The organism is Pseudomonas sp. 3MAES_34.3B, assembly GCF_058145875.1.
In genome coordinates this window covers 4,394,416-4,413,388 of sequence record NZ_CM176960.1, presented here as the reverse complement: position 1 = coordinate 4,413,388, position 18,973 = coordinate 4,394,416, and the positions used below count along the sequence as shown (strand labels likewise).

The 18,973-nt window shown below is 56.8% G+C and carries 17 protein-coding genes and 3 pseudogenes; 11 read left to right on the top strand and 9 right to left on the bottom strand.

All coding sequences use genetic code 11. The annotated features are described in order from the left end of the window. Window positions 1-66 precede the first annotated feature (66 nt). Window positions 67-993: a LysR substrate-binding domain-containing protein gene (locus tag AC3Z8Y_RS19635; RefSeq protein WP_490087227.1), complete on the bottom strand. Its 927-nt coding sequence runs from the start codon at window positions 991-993 to the stop codon at window positions 67-69. A gap of 217 nt (window positions 994-1,210) precedes the next feature. Between AC3Z8Y_RS19635 and AC3Z8Y_RS19630 the strand changes: the two genes are divergently transcribed. Beyond that, complete coding sequence (locus AC3Z8Y_RS19630; RefSeq protein ID WP_490087226.1) at window positions 1,211-2,626, top strand: aminotransferase-like domain-containing protein; 1,416 nt, start codon at window positions 1,211-1,213, stop codon at window positions 2,624-2,626. A 10-nt stretch (window positions 2,627-2,636) separates the two neighbouring features. Here the strand turns inward: AC3Z8Y_RS19630 and AC3Z8Y_RS19625 are convergent, their stop codons facing one another. From AC3Z8Y_RS19625 to AC3Z8Y_RS19595, 7 genes are read right to left on the bottom strand one after another with little or no spacing between them, the layout of a single operon-like run. Then, window positions 2,637-2,972, bottom strand: a complete 336-nt coding sequence (locus AC3Z8Y_RS19625; RefSeq protein WP_490087225.1) for a hypothetical protein — start codon at window positions 2,970-2,972, stop codon at window positions 2,637-2,639. Window positions 2,973-2,997: 25 nt separating this feature from the next. Continuing rightward, window positions 2,998-3,792 (bottom strand): class I SAM-dependent methyltransferase, encoded by a 795-nt coding sequence (locus tag AC3Z8Y_RS19620; RefSeq protein ID WP_490087224.1) that lies wholly within the window; start codon window positions 3,790-3,792, stop codon window positions 2,998-3,000. A 55-nt stretch (window positions 3,793-3,847) separates the two neighbouring features. Next, a complete protein-coding gene (locus AC3Z8Y_RS19615; RefSeq protein WP_490087223.1) occupies window positions 3,848-4,759 on the bottom strand; it encodes a DMT family transporter in 912 nt (303 codons plus the stop codon). A 55-nt stretch (window positions 4,760-4,814) separates the two neighbouring features. Continuing rightward, on the bottom strand, window positions 4,815-5,531 hold the full coding sequence (locus AC3Z8Y_RS19610) for a 2OG-Fe(II) oxygenase (RefSeq protein WP_490087222.1): 717 nt from the start codon (window positions 5,529-5,531) through the stop codon (window positions 4,815-4,817). 1 nt (window position 5,532) lies between these two features. Further along, window positions 5,533-6,771: a hypothetical protein gene (locus AC3Z8Y_RS19605; RefSeq protein ID WP_490087221.1), complete on the bottom strand. Its 1,239-nt coding sequence runs from the start codon at window positions 6,769-6,771 to the stop codon at window positions 5,533-5,535. Then, window positions 6,771-7,967 carry a hypothetical protein gene (locus tag AC3Z8Y_RS19600; protein WP_490087220.1) on the bottom strand — a complete coding sequence of 399 codons (1,197 nt, stop codon included), beginning with the start codon at window positions 7,965-7,967 and terminating at the stop codon, window positions 6,771-6,773. Before AC3Z8Y_RS19600 ends, AC3Z8Y_RS19605 begins: the two co-directional genes overlap by 1 nt. Before the next feature lie 5 nt (window positions 7,968-7,972). Next, window positions 7,973-8,713: an SDR family NAD(P)-dependent oxidoreductase gene (locus AC3Z8Y_RS19595; RefSeq protein WP_490087219.1), complete on the bottom strand. Its 741-nt coding sequence runs from the start codon at window positions 8,711-8,713 to the stop codon at window positions 7,973-7,975. 238 nt (window positions 8,714-8,951) lie between these two features. Between AC3Z8Y_RS19595 and AC3Z8Y_RS19590 the strand changes: the two are divergent. The 10 genes and pseudogenes from AC3Z8Y_RS19590 to AC3Z8Y_RS19545 all read left to right on the top strand — a co-directional run. Continuing rightward, window positions 8,952-9,391, top strand: a pseudogene (locus AC3Z8Y_RS19590) (POTRA domain-containing protein); the annotation flags it as partial. Between the two features lie 230 nt (window positions 9,392-9,621). Continuing rightward, on the top strand, window positions 9,622-10,992 hold the full coding sequence (locus tag AC3Z8Y_RS19585; RefSeq protein ID WP_490090052.1) for a polymorphic toxin type 43 domain-containing protein: 1,371 nt from the start codon (window positions 9,622-9,624) through the stop codon (window positions 10,990-10,992). After that, a complete protein-coding gene (locus AC3Z8Y_RS19580; protein WP_225771987.1) occupies window positions 10,989-11,504 on the top strand; it encodes a hypothetical protein in 516 nt (171 codons plus the stop codon). Before AC3Z8Y_RS19585 ends, AC3Z8Y_RS19580 begins: the two co-directional genes overlap by 4 nt. A gap of 112 nt (window positions 11,505-11,616) precedes the next feature. Then, the gene (locus AC3Z8Y_RS19575; protein ID WP_490087218.1) at window positions 11,617-12,753 is read left to right on the top strand and encodes a hypothetical protein; all 1,137 of its coding nucleotides are present in this window, start codon (window positions 11,617-11,619) and stop codon (window positions 12,751-12,753) included. Further along, window positions 12,737-12,964, top strand: a complete 228-nt coding sequence (locus AC3Z8Y_RS19570) for a hypothetical protein (RefSeq protein WP_490087217.1) — start codon at window positions 12,737-12,739, stop codon at window positions 12,962-12,964. Before AC3Z8Y_RS19575 ends, AC3Z8Y_RS19570 begins: the two co-directional genes overlap by 17 nt. Before the next feature lie 372 nt (window positions 12,965-13,336). After that, window positions 13,337-13,726: a hypothetical protein gene (locus AC3Z8Y_RS19565; protein WP_490087216.1), complete on the top strand. Its 390-nt coding sequence runs from the start codon at window positions 13,337-13,339 to the stop codon at window positions 13,724-13,726. A gap of 362 nt (window positions 13,727-14,088) precedes the next feature. Next, complete coding sequence (locus tag AC3Z8Y_RS19560; RefSeq protein ID WP_490087215.1) at window positions 14,089-14,346, top strand: hypothetical protein; 258 nt, start codon at window positions 14,089-14,091, stop codon at window positions 14,344-14,346. Between the two features lie 351 nt (window positions 14,347-14,697). After that, window positions 14,698-15,156: a DUF4279 domain-containing protein gene (locus tag AC3Z8Y_RS19555; protein WP_490087214.1), complete on the top strand. Its 459-nt coding sequence runs from the start codon at window positions 14,698-14,700 to the stop codon at window positions 15,154-15,156. A gap of 208 nt (window positions 15,157-15,364) precedes the next feature. Beyond that, window positions 15,365-17,995, top strand: a pseudogene (locus AC3Z8Y_RS19550) (DUF637 domain-containing protein); the annotation flags it as partial. Continuing rightward, a complete protein-coding gene (locus AC3Z8Y_RS19545; protein ID WP_490087213.1) occupies window positions 17,992-18,468 on the top strand; it encodes an Imm42 family immunity protein in 477 nt (158 codons plus the stop codon). The pseudogene AC3Z8Y_RS19550 and the gene AC3Z8Y_RS19545, both read left to right, overlap by 4 nt. 94 nt (window positions 18,469-18,562) lie before the next feature. Here the strand turns inward: AC3Z8Y_RS19545 and AC3Z8Y_RS19540 are convergent. After that, window positions 18,563-18,966, bottom strand: a pseudogene (locus AC3Z8Y_RS19540) (DDE-type integrase/transposase/recombinase); the annotation flags it as partial. Window positions 18,967-18,973: the final 7 nt, after the last annotated feature.

The window sequence follows — 18,973 nt, the reverse complement described above, 5'->3', positions numbered from 1 at the left end:
TACCGGGGGTGGCGTCACGCCAACAGCAGAACGCCTTGATGGCCGGCTATCGACGCTGTCGATACCTCACGCCGCGCGGGCTTCCTCCTCCAGGTCACCGATGGTGAGGCTGATCTGGTCGCGCAGCCAGGCGTGCATCGGGTCGCCTTCGAGGGTGCGATGCCACAGCATGTACTCGCCCATCACCGGGATTTTCACCGGCGGCGGAAGCAGCCGAAGCGGAAGGTGGTCGGCCTGCAGGCGCGCCAGGCGGCTGTGCATGGTGGCCACGCGGTTGGTACCCACCACCAGCCGGGCCAGGGTGTTGAAGTCATTGGTGATCACTTCCATGCGCCGGCTCACGCCGTACTGGGCCATGAACCAGTCCTCGATGCTCATGTGGCGGCTGCGGCCGAAGCCTACCGACACATGCCCCAGGCTCAGGTACTGCTCAAGGGTGATGCTATCGCCGACCTGGTCGTTGCCGGCCCATACCACGCACACGTGTTCTTCCTCGAACAGCAACCGGGAGGGATGGTCAGGCAGGATGTAGCGCTCGGGCACGATCATCAGGTCGATTTCGCCCCGTGACAGCAACTCGCCGGAGTTATCCCCGGGGCTGAGCATTTCGAACGTGATATGCGGCGCGTAGCGGTGAATCTTCTGCAGTACGTTCGAGAAGAGCACGCTGATCAGGTAGTCGGATGTAATGAGGCGGAAATGCCGCTTGCTGGTGGCCGGGTCGAACACCGGTTTACTGGTGATGGACGAGCGGATTTTCAGCAGCACCTCGCGTACCGGTTCGGCCAGCTGGAGCGCATACGGTGTGGGCTGCATCTTGCGCCCCACCTGCACCAGCAGCTCGTCGTCAAAGTACTCGCGCAAACGCCCCAGCACGCCGCTGGTTGCGGACTGGGTCATGTGCAGGCGCTCGGCAGAGCGGGTGATGTTGCACTCTTCGAGCAATACGTCGAGAGCGACCAGGAGGTTCAGGTCCAGGTGGTGGAATCGCATGGCACGGTCCCTGCGGGATGTTGTAGTTATTTTGCCGATACGTTGGGGTGTTGTTGCCGTTCCGTCAAGGGGCTGTATGTCGGCGGGCGTTGCGCGAACAGGGCTGGCGCCTTGGTTGTTTTGCTGCTCCAATACGTCTGGCGCGGCATTGTGGACAGGCTTCACAGGGAAGCTGCCATCGCGCGGCAGCCGCTGGGCATCCAGCGAGGATAGGGACATGTTCCAGATCGACCGCAACAGCAAAGTGCTGCTCGTGGACCAGATTCGCCGCGGCGTGCTTGAGCGCATCGAGGCGTTCCAGTGGGTGCAAGGTGCTCGCTTGCCCTCCGTGCGTGCCCTGTCGCGCCAGTTGGGCGTAAGCATATTTACAGTCACCAGCGCTTATGAAGACCTCGTTGCACAGCACGTGGTGGAATCGCGCCCTGGCGCGGGTTATTTCGTGCTGCCGGTGAAGCAGGCCAGCGCGGCCAGTGACAGCGACGAGGCCGTGGTGCCCAGTAGCTTGCATGGTGGTTTTCTTTACCGCGCGCTGGACCCTTCCCTTTACGACCTGCCGGTGAGCTCCGGCTATCTGCCGCCCACCTGGCTGGCCGATGCCGTACCGCCTTCGGTCACCGGCCGGCTGATCCGCAATGCCCTTTCATGCAGTGTGCCGGCGCCAGCGGCAGGTAGCCAGGATCTGCGCCAGGCGATCTCGCGCAAGTTGCGCGAAGTGCACATCGCCGCCAGCAGCCAGCAGATTGTGGTCACCATGGGCGCCACCCACGCCTTTTCCATGATCCGCAAGCTGATGCTGCAGGAGGGCGATTACCTTCTGGTGGAAGATCCAAGCTACCTGTTGTTGCAGCTCAAGCTGATCAAGCAGCGGGACTTCAACATCATCACCGTGCCCAGGCTCAACGACGGGCCGGACATGGCGGTGTTCGAAACCATGGTGGCGCGCTATCGGCCGCGGCTGTTCCTCACGCAGACACTGGTGCATAACCCCACGGGCGGTAGCACATCGCCGGCCAAGGGGTACAAAATTCTGTCGCTGGCCGAGAAGTACGATTTCCACGTGGTAGAGGACGACGTGTACGGCTCGCTCTCTTCCCAGCAAACCCTTCGCCTGGCCAGCCTCAATGGCTTCACCCGCAGTTTCTACCTGGGCGGCTTCAGCAAGGTGCTCAGCCCCGCGCTGCGCCTGGGCTATGCGGTTGCGCCGCTGCCGTTCGTGGAGCGGTTGGTGGAAGAGAAAATGTCCAGCCTGCTGTGCGGCTCGGCCATCGACGAAACCATCGTGACCGATACCCTGCAATCAGGGCGCTACCAGCATCACCTTGATACGCTTGCGCAGCGGGTGATGCAGGCCAGGGCCACGGCGCGGGAGTGGCTCAGCGCGGCGGGCGTCACCTTCGACGATCACAGCGCCGACGGGATTTTCCTCTGGGGGCGCATGCCAGACTACATCGACCTGCGCCGGCTGATCGAGCAGGCCCACGACGCACGGATTTTCCTGGCGCCGGGCTCGTTGTTCAGCAATGGCCGCCAGTACGACCAGCACCTGCGTTTCAATGTCACCTACTGCAACGACCCGCAGTTCAAGGCGTTCATCCGCGCACAGCTGGCCATTGCCCGGGCGGTGGAATCGTAGGCAGTAACGGTTACCCGCCCAACAGGCTCCCCTGCAACCCCACTGCCGCGCGGTATCGCCGATCCGGCGCGGCACTGCGGCCCAGGCCGTTGCGCCACATCTGGAAGTAATCCTCCAGGGTTGCCACCTCTCCCAGGTGCTCATACGCATACACAAAGCCACTGAGGATATCGATACGGTCGCTGTCGCCCAGGGTAGGGATGTCGGCGTTGTCCAGCACATCGCCGTCGTTCACCACCAGCCCGATGTCGTCGATCCAGTACAGTGGTTGGCCATCACGGCCATTCCACAGGGTTGGGTCGGTGTAGAAGGTCTTGAGCTCCAGGCCCGTGGTTTTGAGTGTCATTTTGCAAACTCCTGTTGAGCGGCAATCAGCCCGCCGGGCGCAAGGGTTTTACCGCGCGAAAGCGCAGCAGGGTGTAATCCACTGTCCAGCGGCCGTCTGGCCTTTGCAGCGTAGCGGCCAGCTCCTCGGTGATCTCGGCGATAAAATCTGCTCGGGCTTCCACCGGCAACACGGTGAGATAGGGGCTGGCGAAGGTTTCCAGCCATTCGCCGAGGGGGTAGTCGATCACTATTGGCCGCTCGTACCAGCTGATGTAGCTAAGCTGAAAACCTGCGTTTTCCAAGACATGCTGGTATTCGCCCGCCGTGGGCAGGTACCACGGGTCCACGTCTTCAGGGTTGATCCCCCGGCGCACCAGCGCCTTGTTCACGGCCAGGCGGATGCTGGCAATATTATGAGCGCCGGCAAATTCGCCCACGAAGCGCCCGCCTGGCTTGAGCGCTTCAAAAGCCCCCAGCGCCACACGGTCGGCCAGGCGCATCCATTCCAGCGCGGCATTGCTGAATACCGCGTCGAATTCCCGATGAAAATACAGCCGCTCGGCGTTCCCCAGGCGCACATCCAGCCCGCGCGCCCGGGCGGCGGCCACCAGTTCGGGGCTGTAATCAAAGCCCACCAGCTCTGCGCCCGCGCGGCACAAGCGCTCGGAGAGGTAGCCGTCGCCACAGCCGATGTCCAGCACCCGTTCGCCCGGCTGTACCGCCAGCAGGTCGAGCGCGTCGCTGGCCAAGTGCGCGACGAAACGCGCATTGACGTGATACTGGTTGGCATCCCACTGCTGCAACTCCGAGGTAGGCCTGAAAAAGCTGACGGATGACATAGTGGATCTCCCGCGAAGTGGGGCGGCCCGGCAACGGCCCAGCCGCCGGGTGGGATCAGCAGCGCTTGGCCTGCCACACCAGCACAATGACCGCCGCGCACACCACCGGCGTGAGCCAGTTCCAGGCTTCGCCCATCAGGAAGATCGAGAAGCCGAAGGTGAAGAAGGGCTGAAGCAGTTGCAGTTGGCTGATGCGCTGGATGCCGCCCAATGCCAGCGCCCGGTTCCAGGAGAAGAAACCCAGCAACGAGTTGATCAGTGCCAGGAACAGCAGCGCGCCAAGGCCCTGGCCGCTGAGGTGGGAAAGGGTGTTTCCGTCATACAGCCACAGGCTGGCGGGCAGCAGCACCGGCAGGCTGATCACCAGGGTCCAGCACATGACCTGCCAGCCCGGCAGTTCCTTGGACAGCGCGCCGCCTTGGGCATAGCCAAACCCGGCCAGCACTACCGCACCCAGCAGGGCAAGGTCACCCAGGTACAGGTCCGAGGCGCCGGTCATGAACACCGTGTAACTCATCACCACCAGGAAACCCAGGCAGGACACCACCCAAAAGGCCTTGGAGGGCCGGGTGCCGGTGATCAGCGTGCCGAAAATCGCCGTGGACAGCGGCAGCGCGGCCAGTACCACGCCGCCATGGCTTACGGGCACGTAATGCATGCCCAATGCCGTAAGGATCGGAAAGCCATACACGATCCCGGTGGAGGTAAGCAGCATACGTTTGACCTGGGAACGGTTGGGCAGCCGTGCCCGGCCGATCACCAGGAAGGGAATCGCAGCGAAGGCCGCCAGCACCGAGCGGAATATCCCCACCTGCACGGCGCTCAGTTCGCCCGTGAGCATCTTCGCCGCGGGCAGTGTCATGGCGAAGGCCGCCACGGAAATCAGGCCCAGCAGGTACGCCTGCACGTCCTGGTTCTTGGCCTCGGGCTGGGTATGTGGAAGGTTCGCTACGTTGGCTTGCGTCATGCTGTGGTTTCCTTGTTTACGGCGGCGCGGCGCGTGGAGGCGCCGCGCGGTTTTCTCAGATCTGCTTGTTGTGCAGGTTGGGCTTGTCCAGCGGGCTGGTGCTGAGGAAAAACACCAGCGAAGAACGTTTGCCGCTCTCTACCTTGCGTACCCCGTGAGGGATCTCGCAGCGGTTGATCAGCACATCGGCGTAGCCGGTCTTGGTTTCCAGTTCCCCGCCCTGGTACTCCACGAAGAACTCACCCCCGTCGTACTGTTTGCCGAACTGGATCACCACCGAATAGCGGTATTCCAGGTTGCTGTAGGTGTCGATGTGCTTGCCGATGAAGTTGCCGGCTTCCAGCGTGTTGGCTTGGCAGCGGCGGATGTAGCAGGTGTTTTCCATTACGCCGTCGAAGAACGCCCGTGCCTTGCCCGAGGAGAGGATATCCACTACCTGGCGGCCATAAGGATCGTTGCGGTACACCGGCAGCTGGCCTTTCTGGTCCTCCATGAAGCGCCCTACGGACAGGAAGTTTTCCTCGCCCACGTCACCGATTTCGATGATGGTCTTGGGGATCACCTGGCAGGCGTCGTCCATGTAGCGCAGCTCGTCTTCAGTGAACAGCAGCGAGGCTTTCAAGGACGCATAAGCGTAGGTATCAAGTTGATGTTTGGCGGTGTCGATCGCCTGCGCCAGGTCATGCTCGGCCACTAATACTTCGTCAGCGGCAAACGCGGCGCAGGCAGTGGCTGGCAGGTCTTGCTGGGCGGTACGGATAGCGTCTTGCATGTCATGCTCCTTGAATGTCGACCCGCGAACACGGGGCGGTAGTGGCGCTGACGGCCGAGGCCGATGGGTAAGCTGCAAAGGGTTCGTGAACGCCGCGGCACAGGTGATCGCGGATCACCCGCAGCCCGGCGGTAAAGCCCCACACTTCAAGAAAAGGGCCGTAGGCGGAAGGCGCTCGCTCTACCGTGGCGCGGTAGTTGGCGATGTGCCGGTAATGCACGTTCGGGCGCCGGTGATGGCAGTCGTGGTTGGGCAAATCCTGGGGGTACACGTACAAGCGCACCGGCACGTCGCACACCAGGCACTGCAGCGCCCACAGGCTTTTTGTCCACAACCCGTGACGTGGCGGGCGGCGCCCCTGAAAGCGGCCCCAGGTAAGCCGGCCGTAATGGGTTTTGTCGTCGCGGCCTGATTGGCGCGGGTAAAACCACAGGTGCTCGGTGAACAGCTGCAGCCACATGGCGTGCTCGAACCAGACGGCCCGCGCCGCCAGGTACATCAGCGCAAAGGCCCCCAGGCCATCCACCGCCCACAGCAGGCTAAGTGCCGCCGCCCAGAACACCCAAGCGGCCTGGCGCTCGGCGGGCGCGGGGCGCACGAAGGTATCCAGCAGCGCATCGTGCCACTGGCGCAGCAGGTAGCGGGGGGTGAAGGGCGTGGTGCATACCCGCCACCAGTACGCCCGTTCAGGCATGCCGGGATAAAACCCCTGGCGCTGAATGAACACCTGATCGGGGTCTACGTCAGTGCACAGCACATGGATGTTGTGGTGTTCGCGCACATGGGTGCGGTTGTAGGTATCCCAGTCGGGGTACAGCAATGGCGTGGTGAGCAACCAGCGGGCATATCGCCGGGCCCGCTGGCGATCCTTGAGTACCGCGCCATGGGTCAGGTAATGGAAGGTCGCCTGCATGCTGCGCAGGCGGTTGACCATCAGCAGCCAGCCCAGGCCCAGCAACAGCGCGCCACCCGCCACACCGAAACTGCCCGCCAATATGTAGTGCCCCAGCACCACCAGCCCACCGATTACCGCCCAGGTGAAGGCCAGGTGTGCCAGCAGAAAACCTTCGCTGTGGTCCGCCTGGGCCGCCTTGAGTTCGGCATCGGTGAGCGGCAACCCCTTGCCGGTGAGCCAGGTCCAGAAGGGCTGGCAGGGCAGGTGGGTGTAGCTGGCGCGGATGTCCTCGGCGGGCCCGTGCTGGCTATGAAGTACGCGCCCCGGCGCGTGGGGGGCGTTCATCAGTACACCCGGGTGAGGTACAGCACCGGGATCGGCGTGTACAGCCAGTAAAACGGTTGCATGCGGTTGTGATCGGCGCCGATCACGATGGGGTTCTCCCACTGCCGGGCGAACACCTGGCCCATGGCGGCATACTCCGCGCCCTGAGAATACAGCACCTGCATCAATTGATCGTTGCTGCGGTGCTGGTGCCAAGCCTGATACAGCGGCAGGCGGGCATTGAAGATGGACGCGTAGTCGAGGTCGCCCTCCACGATATGGCCGTTATCGCCAGCGGCCAGCCGTGCGCAGGCATCGGCGGTGAGCGCGTTCCACGCAGCCTCGCCCCCGGCCGCTTCAGCGATGAACAGGGTTTCGGTATCGGCGCCCAACTGTTCGAGGATCTTGCCCTGGCTGATGCACAGCTTGCGGGCGAAGCCCTCGCGGGTTTCTTTCAGCCGGGCGAGCGTGCCCGGGTCGAAGCCTTCGAAGTCCCCTGGTGCGACGGCCAGCTGGCTGCGAATGCCGTGCTTCTCCAGCACTTGCCGGATCACCGGCAGGGTTTTCACCACGCGGCCGGCCACCAGCCCAATGCCTTCGCCGAGTTGCTCAAAGGTGTAACGGAAGCGCCCGTTCTTTGCCTCGTAGCCATAATCGGGGCACACCGGCGATATCAGCGTCACGGTTTCGCCTGCCAGCCCGCGCAGCAAGGCGTCGGTGAAGCGCGCCATGAAGTGCGGCGCCGGTTGCGCGAACGACAGCGCTTCAAAGGCCAGCTCCAAATCTTGCACCAGCCCATCCGGCAACGCCTGGGTGGCGGGGTAGCGCACTTTCATCGCAGGCGTGGTGGAGGTGTTGTCGTTCACCGCGCACAGCAACAGGTTGAGCAGCGATGGCCGGCTCTGGTTGATGTAAGGCTTGTCCAGCACCAGCGTTCTGCGGCCTTCGTGGGTGCGTTCCTGCCACTGGAAACCGGGGAATTTGGACTGGATGAACCGGTAGAACGGCATGTAGCGGGGCAGCCCGACCTGCTCGTCGTCATGGGCCTGGTACTGGTTGAACACCGCCAGCAGCTCGGCCACTTCGGCCTCGATGCTCAAGGCTTTCACCAGGTCGGCTGGCGGCGGCAGCGACCGGGAAATCGGTGACAGCACCCGTTTGCTGATCAGCTTGTTGGTGAGTTTGTTACGCACGTAATAGTGGGCAAGGGCGTTCATGGCGGTCACCGGTAGGACAGCGATTGATCGGCGGGCACCAGCTCGATATGGCTGATGTTCACGTGCAGCGGCTGGGCCAGCGCCCACAACACCGAACGCGCAACGTCCTCGGGTTCCAGCGGGGTAAGGGTGCTGTACACCTGATCCGCCCGGGCCTGGTCGCCGTCGTGCTGCACCAAGGCGAACTCGGAGCGGGTTTTGCCGGGCGCCACGTTCGTCATCCGTACCCTGGCGCCTACCAGTTCAGCGCGCAGGCAGCGGCTGAAATGCTCCACGAAGGCCTTGCTCGCCGCGTACACATGGCCACCGATGTAATGGTGGCTCGCGGCGATGGAACTGAGGTTCACGATATGCCCACGCCCGCTTTCGATCAGCTTGGGGAGGAGGGTGTGGGTCACGTTCACCAACGCGGCGATATTGGTGTCCACCATGGTGGTGATCTGGGAAGGGGTTACCTCCAGCAACGGCCCGCGGCCCTGTAGCAGCCCGGCGTTGTTGATCAGGGTGGTTACCGCCTGGAACGGCGGCGGAAGGTCCAGCAACAAGCCATTCACTTCATCGGCATCGCGCAGGTCGCACGGCAGCGGCAGAAACTGCGGCCCCAGTTCGTTCTGCAGTGCCGCCAGCCGCGCCTCGCGCCGGCCGATGCCAATCACCTTGCTGCCACGCTCGATCAGCAGCCGGGCGCAGGCCAGGCCCACCCCGGCAGTGGCGCCGGTTACCACAACCGTATCCTCAGTCACCATTGGAACTCCTTGCGTATCGCGATTGCGGGGGACAACCCGGGGGCAAACCGACAGGAGGGGTACTTCAGCACCGGGACAACGCATTCAGGCTACGAGAAGCGGGACGGGCCGTACCGGTACGGTGAGGCGAAGCGGGGCCGAACTGTACTGTTGGCGGACCATGACAGTGGCGAGGGAATGGGTAGCGCAGAGGGGGCTCAAGGGAATGAAGGTGCTACCGATAGCTTAAGGGGCGGCAATCGGTGGATCCATTCATCCACTTTCAACTACTTCCTCCGTCGCCTTTGCAGCGCCCACGCCCGGGGAGCAGGATCTTCTCCGTGACCGCCAGCAACGGCTGCTCGAAGAACAGCAGCGCCGGCTCGAAGAGCTCAAAACATTGCCCGGCAAACAGGCTGAGCCGCAAACCTCGAATGCCCCCGCCGATAGCCGTTGTTTCCCCATTGATACGATCGGGCTCAAAGGTGCAGACGCCCTTACCGAGGGTGAGCGTGCACGCCTGCAGGCGCCTTACCTGAAGCAGTGCCTGGGCGTTGCCCGGCTCAACGAATTACTGAAAGCGGTCACCAACCTTTACCTGGAGGGGGCTGGTCACCAGCCGCGCCTATCTGCCCCAGCAGGACCTTTCCAAGGGCCAGCTGCAGGTGTTGGTGATCGAAGGCAAGCTGGAAAACCTTAACCTGCTCGCGGCCGCGAACCACAGCGGCCACGACAGCAGCACTACCCATGCTGCGGTATCGCCTGGTGCCTTGCTACTCACCAAACCGGCGCAGCAAACCCAGAATGTCGCAACGCTCAACACCGATGTGGCACACGCTGCCAATGCGCTGAGCCCCATTTTCGATAAGGAGAAAGAACAGCAGCGCCTGCAACAAGTCCAGCAGATCGCCGACATCGGCAATCAGGTGATGGACGTGATTCGCACGCAGGGCGCTATCGAGGCGGCTAATGCGCGGAAAGACCCGGTGGCACTGGAGGCTGCGCGCCAGGCCCTGATTAAAGGCGGTAACGACGAACCCACGGCGGATCAGATCGCTGCAAAAGCGGGCAACACCGCCATGCAGCAATACGGGACAGGGAGCAGCTTGCAACGCGCTGCCCAGGCTGTTACAGCAGCGGTTCAGGGCCTGGCTGGCGGTAACCTGCAGGCGGCCATCAGCGGTGCAGCGGCGCCTTATCTGGCTAACACCATCAAGCAATTGGCGGGTGATAACGACGAAGCCCGGATCATGGCGCAAGCCGTACTCGGTGCCGTGGTCGCCAAGGTGCAAGGTAACTCACCAGCGGCAGGGGCGGCGGGCGCCGCGGTCGGTGAGTTGATCGCTGCCGCCTTGTACCCGAACACCAATCATCAAGACCTAACAGAGGGTGAGCGGCAGATCGTTTCCATGCTCTCGACACTTGCAGCGGGTCTGGTCAGCGGCTTGGTGGGCGGAGGCGCAGCCGCCGGGATAGCTGGCGCCCAGGCGGGTCAGATCGCCGTCGAGAACAACAACCTGAGCCCTCCTCAGATTTACGCTTGGGCGGCGGATATGAAGGGCTGCGAAGGCAGAAACGACTGCGATCTCGTCATCAAAAAGTACGAGGCACTGAGCACCGCCCAGCAGCTTCAATTGATCAGCGACTGCAATGCCAATCCGGAGATTTGCAAGGAAAAATACGGCGATGTGCTTGGCAATAGCATGGTTGTTAAGAAAGCGATAGAAAGCGTTGAAAAGGAAGGCGTTTCCCTCAAGATGGCATACGACATGGGGGTGCTTTTCCTTCAGCAGTCGGAGGTTGACGGGGTTGTCGCAACAAGTACAGTGTCGCTGCAACTGCAGAAGCAGTATGGACTGACTGAAACTCAATCAGGTATTGTCGCTTCACTCATTGCTAGCATGCTGGGTGGGACGCCGCGAATAGGTGCAAAAGCTGCAGCAAATGGCAGCGGGCCAGCGAAGGGCTTCTTAGAAGTCAGTGATGCATATTCTTCCTCCAAAGCTGTACAAGGGTTGAGTAATTCAAAACCTATTGATTTCATTTACGATCCGGCTAGTCAACGATTCATTATGGGGCGAAATCAATTTGGGCATGATGGGATATTGGATGCTGGAAAAATCCCTTCATCTGACTCTATCGTCGGCGGTGGGATTTGGAAGGAAAATGGAATTCTTCGAACCTATGAGTGGAGCGGACATTATGGGATGAACTGGACTCCCGAGCTTCGTGAGCAGTTCAAGTCCTTTATGAGCAGCCATGGCGTGGATGTTACCCATACCCCGGGGATATCTAGATGATGGATGAACTGAAAAAAAAGCTATTGATGGAACTCGGTAAGCTAGATGCCCCATGGGGAAAATATATTGAGCACAATTCTGAAGGGGCTAATTTGAGTTGGTTTCCTGTAGCAAAATTGTGTGGGGGGCGTTTTAATTTGGGGCTTACTTCCCAAGGGCTTTGGGCTAGATCGACAGAATCTGGTGTTCAGGCAGTCGGCCACAATGAGTATGTATTTTTTCTACCAGTATTGGAGGATCTTCCTGAAGTCGTTCGCTGCAAGATGATTGAAGGGCTTAAGGTTTATGGGCTTTCCGAGGTATTCATAGATTTATTTCCATTTGAGAATATTGTTCTAGAAGGTCTTAAAAGTCAGAGTGAGTACTGGTCTGGCTTGGCATTAAAATGGGCTTTATTCGTCCAGAGATCTAATGATTTAGAAGCGGAGTTAGAGGTGTTGAGTAAAGCTGGAGAGACTCAGCAAATACGTCATTCGGCCAGAAAAATAGTTAAGCAGCTAAAAGCTTTGTGATATAGGCGGTGACTTCAGAACTGGGGCCCCGGCGGCGGGTGCTAACGAAGCATTTGTCGCTTCTGTAGGGGACAAGATTTTCGCCGGCGACGCCCACGATCAGCTTTTGGCCATGACGTCACAATTGATAGGCTTATCGGTGGCTGCGGCCGCGGGAGGGTCGACCAAAGATCAGGCGATTGCAGGATGGGTTTCCAGCCAAGCGACTAAATTCAACAGTTTGGATCATCCGACTGCTGAGAAATTGCTTTCTGACCTGAAGGCGTGCCGGGCTAGCGGTGAATGTTCTGAAAGCAAAGTCAGAGGTTTGATTTCGGAGTATGAAACCCTATCCACGCAGAGGTCTGCGTTGCTTGTCGCTTGCCCTACCCAGGAGTGTAGGGATGGTATAACAGCTAATACCATTGCGATGGACGACCCCACCGCGCAGGAGTTGTTGAAAGTATTTAAACGTTCCATTTCCCATGACATGGTTGGCCTGCTGACGGGTGACCCAAGCAAGAAAGCAATACCTGCAGCCGGAGTAGACCAGTGGGGTGCTACGTTCGCCACGGACGCTCAGATTAGCCTGGCACTCAGCATTCGAGATGGCACACTGACGCCAGCCCAGCAAGCGTACATAGCTGAGTGGAACGAGCAAACGTCCTGGATGGATCGCGCGGCAGGTCGAATTTTGAGCGTTGCTGAAAAAGCAGATATGCTTGTCAGCTTAGGGAATGTCATTCTTACTGGAGGCTGGGGAAAAATATCCAGCGGTAACGCGGTGACCTCCAACAAGCCCTTTTCTGAGGACGCTCCTGGGTATATTGGCGGTAATGGTGCAAAAGGTGCTAAGGAGCTCCCTGATTTTTACACCAAAGCATCTGGGGAGACTATTCCCTCAACAGGATATAGGTATGTTTCGTCTGATGCCCCGTACCTCCAAGACTTGCTCTCCTCGGGCACAATCCCCGCGAACGGCCGAGGCACTTATATTTCTTTTGATAACCTTGGCTCGGGGGCCGCTGGAAAATTGCAGGTTCCGCATGATGCTGCGATTAAAATTGAATTTGATACAAAACAAATATTGGATGACGTTAAGATTCCTCAAGGGCAATGGGGCAAAGCTGATCATCTTGAACCTATCACTACAGATTTTCCGCAATTTGGACCTGGCGGAGCAACTCAGGCGGTTACCACAAAACCGATCCTCGTGAATAAGGTGATTGATACCAATACCGGGAAGGTGCTTTATGACCGTGGAAAATAAACATGATTGGGAGGTTGCCTTCAGAGGGTTAGAGCGATTCTTTGATGAGGGAATGACTTTGTGGTCTAAAGATAAATTTGTCTTGTTATTTCCAAGCAAAGAGATCGCAAATAGTAGTTATGTAATGCAGCAGTTAACTGGTCTCGAAAAGCAAGGAGCTATCTGTTTTGTAGGTACTGATGAACTGTATGTTAAGGTTTTGAACATTTAGATGGTGCAAAAGCAACCTTGCCTGTGGCGACCGATCTTGGGAAGGTTTCATTTGATGCTGCTAACGGGGTCGGAACCATATACTCCCCGAAAGTGACGATGAAGGCCGGTGAGGTTATATTTGACGACTTGCTGTAGGTACATCGAAAGGTTTTATGGGCTATGGTCCGGACGGAGCTTCAGAATTAGTTGGGCCGCTTAAAAAACTCCTAGAATACACTCAGTCTCGAGGAGCCAAGACAGTCACCCTTAAAGGTTATTATGCGTCAGAGGAAGGCGCAGCATTAGGGGCCGGGAAAGTGGGCGAGAAATTCTCTTTTAGTTTTCCGGCTACCAAAGAAGGACTTAGAGATTTTTTGAAGGGGCTAAAGTAGTGAGCCATCCAAATTCGGTGAGCAAGCTTCTGAAAAGCCTCAATGTGTCTGGTTATGGAGGCTATATATATCTTAGTAGTGACCCCGAACTGGGTCAGGGGGTATATGAAATTTATTTAGATGGCTGTACCTTAAAGATTTTTGAAAAAGGCGTAGCTATAAAGTTTAAAGGAAAAAATGTTGGTGCTCTTTATTCTGATATATTAAAAATTACTAGTCATCTATCTGCGGCGGTGTTTTCGCAGGCTTCGGCGAACCAGAATTTGAATATTTCAATTCCTTTGGGAATTCATCTTTCGGAGAGTGTTGTGGTTTTTGAAGTTCAGTTGCTGATTTATTCTAGGGTGTTAATTGTTTTAAATGATATGTGGCGAGGTTATGAAAAATAAAGGGTCAGTCAGCTTGGTGCAAAAGGCATTCCCTCTATTCCTGACTCAGGAGCAAGCAGTGCAGCTAATGCTGCTAGACTCAAAACGCAAATGGTTGCTGAGCAGGCGGCCGGAGCAAGGGCACCTACACAGATCACTAGCTATTCAAATCACGCATTTGAGCAATTTGCAGGAAGGGATGGTGGCATTGGTGTAAGCCAGTCAGCACTCAATGGAGCTTGGTTTAGTCCTCTAAAGATTGAATATGTCCCTTCAAAGTACGGTCCAGCATTTAGGTATACGGGGACGGATGCAGTCATAGTGGTCAATGCTGAAGGTAAAGTTGTCACCGGTTTGGGAAAATCAGCTACGGGGATCGGTAAATGAGTAGCCTCTTAACAAGCGCCCAATTACAGCTTTTATTGGCGTTGTGCTTTATGGCAGGAGAGTACCAACTGGCACTGGCTGAGAAATTACTTAATAGTTCATTATCATCAAGTGAGGTGGATGAGCTTTGTGAGTTGATTTCTAATGAATTTTTGATAAATGGAATAGAGGAAAGCTTCGAGCCGAATGGTTATGGCCTTGAGCTAGAACTGCTTCTGGATGCGGTCAACAGAGGTCGTGGTCAAGGTCGTTAGAGCTTCGTAATTTTTTGGCTCTTTGGTTGGTGCAAAAGGTAATCAGCTCATTAATGGGAGATGGGTTGACGATTAAGGGCTACCATTACCTGTTCCTTCCAGTGTGGGTGCGTCCGGCCGAGTACCTAATGTTTTGCAAACAGGGGGCAACACCCTAAACAAAAGCACAGCCAACGGCTTGAATGAATATTTTGGTGAGAGCCTAACTCCGTGTGAATGGGGTAGAGCGCTTGAGGCACTAAAAGCCGATGCCGGCAAACTGCCTAACAATTTTCACGGTTGAATACTAGATAATGGTGATTATGTAGGTAAGACTGGCGAGGTTATCGGGAATATTAGGGATTATCTGCCATGAGTGTGAAAGCCAGAATTACACCTGTAGCATCAGATTATGAAACCTGCGCTGAGTGCTATGTCAGGCTAATGATTTTTTCCGGAGAATGTCATCCGGACAAAATTACTAAGCTTTTGCAGATTCAGCCTACAGTCGCAAATGTTGCTGGGGAAAAGGTTACAAATAGTCGGGGGGTTACCAGGGAAGTAAAAAACTCGATGTGGTTCTTGTCTACTGAAGGTCACATATCCTCTAAAGATATCAGAGAGCATATCGATTGGCTGGTCGAAACTATTTATCCGCACCGTGAATCACTAAGTAAAATTCAAGAGATGGATGATGTTAAAGTTACCTTGAAATGTGTATGGTTTTCTTTGTTAGGGCACGGCGGCCCGGTACTTTGGCCGGAGCAAATGCGCGCCTTGGCGGATCTGGATTTAGAGTTGTCCTTTGATGTTTATTTTGCCGAAAATTAGAGGGTTCAAAAGGGAGGTGTTAGCTCCGGCGGCGAAAATGCGGCTTTGTATTTCCAGCTGAAGGATCACCTAATACAAGAAAGCCTGAGCAATATCGCGGGTCAGGACTCAACATTAGCTGCTGCTGTGGACGGCAGTGGAACGAAAATCCCAACTTCTATGGGTCGGGGTACATCTTCCGAAGAGTACCGCGCGCGGCCAGTTGCACAAGGACTACGCCGACAGCGCTGCCCGCCTCGAGGCCGCCAACGACCTGAGCGTGTCGGCCGGGCGTGACATCAGCAACCTTGGCAGCGTGCTGCAAACCGGCCGGGACCTGACGCTCAGCGCGGGCCGAGACGTGATCATCGCGTCCACCGAGGTCGCCAACAGCCTGTACCTCAATAGCAAACACAACAGCAGCGACATTACCCAGCTTGGCTCGACGGTAACCGCAGGTCGTGGTCTGAGCGTACAGGCCGGCCGCGACCTCAACGTTATTGCCAGCCAGCTGGAGGCCAAGCGCGATATCACGCTGGCGGCAACCGGGAATCTCGCGATCAGCTCTGCGGCGGATGAGGAGCACTCGCTTTCGAAGAGCAAAAAGGTCACCCGCCAGGAAGATCATGTAAGCCAGGTGGGCAGCACGGTCACTGCCGGTGGCAGCCTGGCGGCGAGTGCCGGCCAGGACATAACCATCACCTCCAGCCGCCTCGCCGCGAATGACGAAGCTTACCTTGTGGCCGGGGGCAAACTGGACCTGCTCGCCGCCCAGGACAGCGACTACTCGCTTTACAGCAAGAAGAAAAAAGGCCACTTCGGCGCGAAGAAAACCAAGCGCGACGAAGTGACCCAAGTCACTAACATCGGTAGCGCGATCAAGACCGGCGCCGACCTGCTGCTGGTCAGCGGCGGCAACCAGACCTACCAGGCCGCCAAGCTCGACAGCGGCAAGGACCTGACCCTCAACAGCGGCGGCGCCATTGCCTTTGAAGGTGTGAAAGACCTGCATCAGGAGAGCCACGAGAAGAGCAACAGCAGCCTGGCTTGGACCAGCGCCAAGGGCAAAGGCAACACCGACGAAACCCTGCGCCAGAGTGAGTTGGTGGCCAAAGGGGACGTGGCGATCAATGCGGTGAACGGGCTGCACATCGACGTGAAGCAGGTGAACCAGCAGACGGTAAGCCAGGCGATCGATGCGATGGTGAAGGCCGACCCGCAGCTGGCCTGGTTGAAGGACGCCGAGAAGCGGGGGGATGTGGATTGGCGGCAGGTGAAGGAGATTCATGACTCCTTCAAGTACAGCCAGTCAGGGTTAGGGGCTGGTGCGCAGTTGGCGTTGGCGATTGCGCTAGCGGCACTGACTGGAGGTGCTGGTGCCAGCCTGGTTGGCGCAACCAGCAGTTTCACTGCAAGTTTTGCTAATGCAGCACTTGTCGCGGTCGAGACAACGGCTGCAAATAGCACGATCAGCAACAAAGGTGATCTCGGAACTATCCTAAAAGACACCACAAGCTCATCGAGCTTGAGGGGTTACCTCGTATCCGGCCTGACAGGAGGGATAGCCGGTACCCTTGGTTATGACCCCACTGCGCTTAAATTTGATTTGAATAGCGCCGGTCAAGTGATTGTCAAGGCAGGAGCCGATAGTCTGGTCCAAACAGCTATCAATGGAGGGAGCCTACAGAAGAATCTTGCGGACAGCCTGCTAGGGGCGGCGATCGATATTGGCGGTGCTATTGCGGCTAATAAGCTCGGGAATACCACCTTGGCTGACGGCAGCCCAACCAAGGTAGCAGCTCATGCACTGCTCGGCGGCCTAAAGTCCATGGCAATGGGTGGGGATTTCCAGACTGGCGCAGTGGCAGGTGGCGCCAACGAGGCCATGGTGCAGTATCTTGCGAGCTTGGTATTGCCTGCGAACTATGACCCACAGGCACAAGGATCTCAGCAAGCACAAGCCAATCTATTAGCGATGTCTCAGCTGGTGGGCGTGCTATCCGCCGTGGTCACCGGCGGCGATCCGGTAATTGCGGCCAACATTGCGGCAAGCGCAACACAGTACAACTACCTCAGCCATTCAGATCTTGATCGAGCCGCCAGGGACCTGCTTAATTGTGGCAGTGATCAAGCATGCGCTCAAATTAAGTATGAGAGTTATCATGAGCTAAGCAGCAAACAAACAGAGCAGGCTTTTATCAACTGTAGTAAAGATCCAAATGCCTGCGCATCTGTATCTGAAATGGTCGCCAAAGCCCAAGCCGATACGCAACTATTCCGAGCAGAGATGGATAATGCTTCACCCGCGATTCGGAACATGTTGAATCAGCTGATTGCTGAGAATGATGGCCTCCAGAATGCGCTTGCTCAGGTAGCTGCAGGGCATCAGGCAGATACCGTGGCAGACTATCTCGTATCTGAATTTGGTATGTCGCCAGAGCATGCTGCTTCTCTGACCAAAGAAGCAGTCACGCTAGCAACCATGGGATTTGGGATAGTACGCCAGAAGGTAGTACCAGGAACTGGTAAGGTACCAAGTCTTGAGCCAGTAATAGCATCAAATGGCTTAAACTACAAATCCAACCCCAAACATACTCTTGGTCAGCCGGGTAATCGACCAAATGCAGGGATAGAGCCCCTGAATTCGGTTTCGCTTTTCGAAAATTCTATCCCTAGCGGCCAGGCTTATGCTAATAAGGACGTCAGGTTCGCTGTTGACTCTAATGGCGATATCCACCGTTTTACAGGCACGAATGGCGAGTATCATTGGAACGGTAGCTCCGGCGACATAAATAACCCATTGAAAGCTGTCCAGGTTCCGAACTCTATCCAAAAGGCTCTAGGGGTAAAAATAAAGTGATTATTGGCGATCCATTTAAATTCGCAATTCAGTTTGATGCGGTTAACGAATGGAATTCTGACGATTTTTGGAGAAATGGTGTCTTTTCAATCTACATAAATGGAATAAGACTGCCTGAACTTATTGATGTAACAGAGCTTAGGGTGACTTTGGCTTGTTATGTAAAGCTGGAGAATATTGTCGCTTCAAGTAGTGAGAAAAAATTGAGCGCCGAATATATCTATAAAACCACTAATGACTACTTATTTGGGGATGGTTTGAATTATATCGACGGGGTCTATGATCTGACATCTACTTCGATGTCGGATGTGGGATGTCATGCTTACTGGATGGGGTGCGCTGATTCGGAGATTTTTGTATGGACCATGAATAATGGCGAAAGCATAGAGAGTGTTTCACTTCCCGGCGGAACACTCTATGCAGTAGCTTCAAGCTTAAAAAAAATACTTGAAAAAGATTTGGGCTGGCTATAGCTTTATTTTAAAAAGCATTTGAGAAATATCCTTTTTAAGTTAACGATTAAATAGCTTCTACTGTCAGCGGACAGATCAGGAATTTATGTAGTGGTCACCTGATCCCGGACACTATGTTAAGTTTTTCCTCGGCAATGGCAGGCGCCAAGCCTTCGTTGAACTGATGCGGTCGCCGCCAGTTGTACCGTTCCATCAGGAACCGACCGATACCCTGCTTCGCCGGCGCAGCCTCATGTAGCCCACCATCGGTATCCATTCAGTTTTTAGGCTGCGAAACAGCCGCTCCATCGGAGCATTATCATGGCAGTTGCCGCGCCGACTCATGCTCTGTGTGAAGCGGTATCGCCATAGTCTCTGGCGGAAACTCCGGCTCCCGTATTGGCTGCCCTGATCGCTGTGAAACAGCACACTTTGAGGCCGGCCACGCTGCTCATAGGCCATATCCAATACCTTGATCACCAGGTCAGCGTCAGGCTTGGCTGAGAACGCCCAGCCTAACCGGCCT

Coding starts and splice junctions, on each gene's coding strand:
- AC3Z8Y_RS19595 (WP_490087219.1), bottom strand. CDS start 8,713: ATGGTGACTGAGGATACGGTTGTGGTAACCGGCGCCACTGCCGGGGTG.
- AC3Z8Y_RS19575 (WP_490087218.1), top strand. CDS start 11,617: ATGACGTCACAATTGATAGGCTTATCGGTGGCTGCGGCCGCGGGAGGG.
- AC3Z8Y_RS19555 (WP_490087214.1), top strand. CDS start 14,698: ATGAGTGTGAAAGCCAGAATTACACCTGTAGCATCAGATTATGAAACC.
- AC3Z8Y_RS19580 (WP_225771987.1), top strand. CDS start 10,989: ATGATGGATGAACTGAAAAAAAAGCTATTGATGGAACTCGGTAAGCTA.
- AC3Z8Y_RS19585 (WP_490090052.1), top strand. CDS start 9,622: ATGGACGTGATTCGCACGCAGGGCGCTATCGAGGCGGCTAATGCGCGG.
- AC3Z8Y_RS19570 (WP_490087217.1), top strand. CDS start 12,737: ATGACCGTGGAAAATAAACATGATTGGGAGGTTGCCTTCAGAGGGTTA.
- AC3Z8Y_RS19625 (WP_490087225.1), bottom strand. CDS start 2,972: ATGACACTCAAAACCACGGGCCTGGAGCTCAAGACCTTCTACACCGAC.
- AC3Z8Y_RS19605 (WP_490087221.1), bottom strand. CDS start 6,771: ATGAACGCCCCCCACGCGCCGGGGCGCGTACTTCATAGCCAGCACGGG.
- AC3Z8Y_RS19560 (WP_490087215.1), top strand. CDS start 14,089: ATGAGTAGCCTCTTAACAAGCGCCCAATTACAGCTTTTATTGGCGTTG.
- AC3Z8Y_RS19615 (WP_490087223.1), bottom strand. CDS start 4,759: ATGACGCAAGCCAACGTAGCGAACCTTCCACATACCCAGCCCGAGGCC.
- AC3Z8Y_RS19635 (WP_490087227.1), bottom strand. CDS start 993: ATGCGATTCCACCACCTGGACCTGAACCTCCTGGTCGCTCTCGACGTA.
- AC3Z8Y_RS19630 (WP_490087226.1), top strand. CDS start 1,211: ATGTTCCAGATCGACCGCAACAGCAAAGTGCTGCTCGTGGACCAGATT.
- AC3Z8Y_RS19610 (WP_490087222.1), bottom strand. CDS start 5,531: ATGCAAGACGCTATCCGTACCGCCCAGCAAGACCTGCCAGCCACTGCC.
- AC3Z8Y_RS19600 (WP_490087220.1), bottom strand. CDS start 7,967: ATGAACGCCCTTGCCCACTATTACGTGCGTAACAAACTCACCAACAAG.
- AC3Z8Y_RS19620 (WP_490087224.1), bottom strand. CDS start 3,792: ATGTCATCCGTCAGCTTTTTCAGGCCTACCTCGGAGTTGCAGCAGTGG.